Origin of the sequence: Sulfolobus sp. B1 (assembly GCF_007050195.1) — an archaeon.
GTDB lineage: Archaea > Thermoproteota > Thermoprotei_A > Sulfolobales > Sulfolobaceae > Saccharolobus.
On record NZ_QIMI01000127.1, the window covers coordinates 1 to 4,578 of the forward strand.

General features: G+C 35.9%; 6 protein-coding genes. All 6 read left to right on the forward strand.

Translation table 11 applies throughout. From position 1 onward, the window contains the following. Positions 1 to 993 (forward strand): V-type ATP synthase subunit B (locus DMP16_RS08050; RefSeq protein ID WP_143577071.1); only part of this gene is annotated, 993 nt, incomplete at its 5' end. Then, positions 990 to 1,631, forward strand: coding sequence for a V-type ATP synthase subunit D (locus DMP16_RS08055; RefSeq protein WP_069282236.1), 642 nt, complete (start codon positions 990 to 992; stop codon positions 1,629 to 1,631). The genes DMP16_RS08050 and DMP16_RS08055, both read left to right, overlap by 4 nt. Next, complete coding sequence (locus DMP16_RS08060) at positions 1,618 to 1,776, forward strand: ATPase (protein ID WP_069282235.1); 159 nt, start codon at positions 1,618 to 1,620, stop codon at positions 1,774 to 1,776. The genes DMP16_RS08055 and DMP16_RS08060 overlap by 14 nt, the downstream gene beginning before the upstream one ends. Positions 1,777 to 1,798: 22 nt before the next feature. Beyond that, a complete protein-coding gene (locus tag DMP16_RS08065) occupies positions 1,799 to 2,110 on the forward strand; it encodes a V-type ATP synthase subunit K (protein WP_069282234.1) in 312 nt (103 codons plus the stop codon). 38 nt (positions 2,111 to 2,148) lie between these two features. Next, complete coding sequence (proS, locus tag DMP16_RS08070) at positions 2,149 to 3,594, forward strand: proline--tRNA ligase (protein ID WP_069282233.1); 1,446 nt, start codon at positions 2,149 to 2,151, stop codon at positions 3,592 to 3,594. Positions 3,595 to 3,627: 33 nt separating this feature from the next. Beyond that, a complete protein-coding gene (locus DMP16_RS08075) occupies positions 3,628 to 3,915 on the forward strand; it encodes a 30S ribosomal protein S26e (protein WP_069282232.1) in 288 nt (95 codons plus the stop codon). Positions 3,916 to 4,578 lie beyond the last annotated feature (663 nt).

Below are 4,578 nucleotides of genomic sequence, written 5' to 3' on the forward strand. Positions count from 1 at the left end.
ATATCAGCAATAGATGGATTAAACGCTTTATTGAGAGGACAAAAATTACCAATATTCAGCGGAAGCGGTCTGCCAGCAAACTTACTAGCTGCTCAAATAGCGAAGCAAGCTACAGTGAGAGGAGAAGAGAGTAATTTCGCAGTAGTTTTTGCTGCTATAGGAGCTAGATATGATGACGCTTTATTCTTCCGTAAGTTCTTTGAAGAAACTGGAGCTATCAATAGAGTTGGAATGGTAGTTAGTTTAGCCAATGAGCCACCAGTGATGAAGACACTAACACCAAAGACTGCTTTAACTCTAGCTGAGTATCTGGCATTTGAACAAGACCTTCACGTATTAGCAATACTTATTGACATGACTAACTATTGTGAAGCACTAAGAGAAATAAGTGCTTCAAAGGAAGAGGTACCGGGGAGAGGTGGTTACCCGGGATATATGTATACTGACCTTGCTACCATCTATGAGAGAGCTGGAAAGGTGATTGGCAAAAAAGGATCTATAACACAAATGCCAATTTTAACTATGCCCAACGACGATATGACTCACCCTATACCTGACTTAACTGGTTATATAACTGAGGGACAGATAGTACTTGATAGATCATTATATAATAAAGGCATATATCCGCCAATTAACGTTTTAATGAGTTTATCCAGATTAGCAAAGGACGGTATAGGTGAGGGAAAAACTAGGGATGACCATAAAGATGTGTCAAATCAATTATTTGCATCTTATGCTAGAGCTGTCGATGTGAGAGGATTGGCTGCCATAATAGGAGAGGACTCTCTTTCAGAAGTGGATAAAAAGTATCTCTTATTTGGAGAGCTCTTTGAGAGGAAGTTCGTAAATCAAGGATTTAATGAGAATAGATCGATTGAGACGACATTAGATATTGGTTGGGAGATTCTATCAGTACTGCCGGAAAGTGAGTTAACGAATATAAAGACTCAGTATATACAGAAGTATCATCCTAACTATAGGGGTAAGAAATGAGTCAAAAAGTATTGCCAACTAAAATTAACCTAATCCAGTTTAGGAGACAGTTGTCATTAATTAAGGTTATAAAGAGGCTACTGGAAAATAAAAGAGAAGTTCTTTTATTATATTTAAGAACTTATGCTTCTCAATACGAGAAGATTTATAACGAAGTAAATCAAGTTATGGCAGAGGTTTATGATAGTTATCTTAGAGCAGTTACTGCTGAGGGTATATCCAACGTTGAGGAGATAGCATTGTCACAAAAACCTAGTTTAGAGGTTATAGGTTCAACAAGAGTGATCTTCGGTGTCAGAATACCAATAATTAGGTTAAATAAGGATAGTATTCCACCAAAACCCTTTAGTGATGTTGAGACTTCCCCATACTTATCTAAATCGTATGAACAAATGACTGAAGCAATGAATAAAATAATAGAGCTGGTTGAGTTAGAGTCAACTATAAGATCTTTAGTTCTTGAATTAAGGAAAACTCAAAGGCTAATAAACTCTATTGATAACTATATTTTACCATTCTATACTAGGTCAGTAAAATTCATTAAACAAATTTTAGAAGATAGACAAAGAGAAGAAGTTTCAAGACTTAAGGCAATAAGGAAAGTTCTACAGAGGAGGAGGGAAAGTGGAGCTGGATAGATATTTAAATAACTTAAAGAGCTCACTAGAAGAGAAGAGAAGTGAACTTTTGAAGAGTTTGAACTCTGAATATGAAAAGTTGTTAAAGAATAGGCTTAATGAGTTAGAGGAAATCAAAAGAAAGGTTTTAAAGGAACTGTCATAATAGAAGAGGGGGGAATTAAAAGATGGTTAGGAAGTCAATACTCGCCCTAAGTCTTCTTTTACCAATATTAGTAAGTGGTATATTAGCTGCTGCACAAGCTCCATCAGACACAGCTCAAGGTTTTGAAGGTATAAACATAGGTGCTGGTTTAGCAGTAGGTTTAGCGGCAATAGGTGCTGGTGTAGCAGTAGGTATGGCTGCAGCTGCTGGAGTTGGTGTGTTAACTGAAAGAAGAGAGATGTTCGGTACAGTACTAATATTCGTAGCTATAGGAGAAGGAATAGCGGTATATGGAATTCTGTTCGCAGTACTAATGTTATTCGGTAAATTCTAAAAGTTAAAGTTTTTTACTTGGTCTGTTTTTCCCTTCTTGTGCAACTACCCAGAGAAAAATGGTCAAAAAACTTCAGTGAATGGTTTGACTGGGTTTTAAGAGAAGGAGAATTTTATGATTACGGAAGATATCCAGTTAAAGGTATGGGAGTATGGATGCCTTATGGATTCAGAGTAAGACAAAATGCTGTAACCTTAATCAGAAGACTACTTGACTCGACCGGTCATGAGGAAGTTTTATTTCCACTATTAATTCCTGAAGACCTACTGAGAAGAGAAAGTACTCACATAAGAGGATTTGAAAACGAGGTATTATGGGTAACTAAAGGTGGTTCTGAGGATTTAGACGTTAAATTAGCCCTAAGACCTACCAGTGAAGTTGCAATCACTTTAATGGAAAACTTATGGATTAAAAGTTACAAGCAATTACCTAAAAAATACTATCAGATAGTTAGTGTATTCAGATATGAAACTAAGGCGACTAGACCCCTAATAAGGTTAAGAGAAATTTCGACCTTTAAGGAAGCCCATACTGTTCACGAGACGTACGAGGACGCTCAAAGACAAGTTGAAGAAGCGATTAGTATTTATAAACAATTCTTTGACGAACTTGGAATACCTTATTTGATATCTGAAAGACCGGAATGGGATAGATTTGCTGGTGCCCTACATACTTACGCGTTTGATACTATAATGCCAGACGGGAGAGTAATGCAAATAGGTACTGTCCATCACCTAGGTCAAAATTTCAGTAAAGCATTGGACTTTAAGATTCAGAAAAGAGACGGAAGTCTTGACTATCCACACCAAACTAGCTATGGTATATCAGATAGGGCTATAGCTAGCGTAATTTCGATACACGGAGATGACCATGGACCCATATTGCCTCCGACAATTGCGCCGATAAAAGTTGTTGTAATTCCTATCCCAGGTAAAACCGACGAAGATACTAAGCGTATATTAGACTATTCTAGTGAAATTTGTAATGTTTTAAATCAGAACAACATAACGTGCGTTGTAGACGAAGATATGGAGAAAACACCCGGGGAAAAGTTCTACATTTGGGAACTTAAAGGAGTTCCTTTGAGAATTGAGATAGGACCGAGAGAATTAGACTCTAAAACCGTATCGATCAAGAGAAGAGACACTTTAGAGCTCTATAAGGTTAAGAGAGAGGAGATAAGCGCAAAAGTCAATGAGCTTTTAATTATACTTCAACAAAGTATAAAGCAGAAGGCATGGGATCTCTTAAATTCACGAATAAAATATAGTAATGATATAGATACTGCTAGAAAGATTCTCGAGAACGAATTAGGTGTTGTGGAAGTACCTTGGTGCGGTAAATCTGAATGCGGGCTAAAGATAGAGGAACTAACCAATGCTAGAGTCTTAGGCTATCCAATAGAGGATAAAAAGATTAATGATAAGTGCGTGATATGTAAAATGAACTCAAAAACTGTTCTGAGGGTTGCAAAAACTTATTAGAGATAACTTGCTTAGAGTAAATAGGGTGCTAATTTGCCTAAAAAAAGAGAGAATAGGGGAAGAAGAAAAGGAGATAAAGGACACGTAGGCTACGTATCTTGTGACCAATGTGGTGCAAGAGTACCTGAAGATAAGGCTGTATGTGTAACCAAAATGTATAGTCCAGTAGACCCAAGTTTAGCTTCAGAGTTAGAAAAGAAAGGAGCTATAATAGCTAGGTATCCGGTGACTAAGTGTTATTGTATTAACTGTGCAGTGTTCTTAGGAATAGTTAGAATTAGAGCCGAAGATGAAAGAAAGCAAAGAGCTAAACTATTCTAATGCATCATGATTGGCAATTTTTTGTAGATAAAAATTTATCCATACACTAACAAATACATTTTAATGTTAATTAAAACTTTATCCAATTCTATTTATTAGATTAATAGCAAATTAAGTTAAGAAACGACATAGTTGAAGTGTGTGGACAACAATTTCATCCATCACCACAAAACTTTATTCCAACTTATGCCAATAGATTTCGAGTAAAAGGAGAAATAATATCTATATGCTGGAAGAGAACCTTATATTTCTAGAAAACATCACATTAGAAGAAAACTTGAACTTTATCAGATCCCTAAGAAACTTTAATAATGATACTTTACTGGAGTAACTCAAAAATTTTAACCTTCCAATGGGTAAAAAGCCCTACCAACTTAGCTCAGGTTAGAGGAGAATATTTAAGCGAGCATTAGCTTTCTATTCAGAAGCAAAGTTACTTTTACTTGATGAACCAACGTCGAACTTAGACATAGAAAACTCTGTAATAGTTAAAAATTTAATAAAAAATATTCTGGAACAGTTATTTTTGCTTCCCACGACCTTTTACTAAGAGAAACAAGCGATAGAATATTGTATTTGAGAGCGGGAAGAATAGAGAAAATTGAAAATAGAAATTAGCATTTTTAATTGAGAGTTAGATTGGACTTGATTCTTCCCAATGTG

Bases quoted from the DNA above. Each gene is read 5' to 3' on its own strand.
- DMP16_RS08055 (WP_069282236.1), top strand. From the start codon at position 990: ATGAGTCAAAAAGTATTGCCAACTAAAATTAACCTAATCCAGTTTAGG.
- DMP16_RS08065 (WP_069282234.1), top strand. From the start codon at position 1,799: ATGGTTAGGAAGTCAATACTCGCCCTAAGTCTTCTTTTACCAATATTA.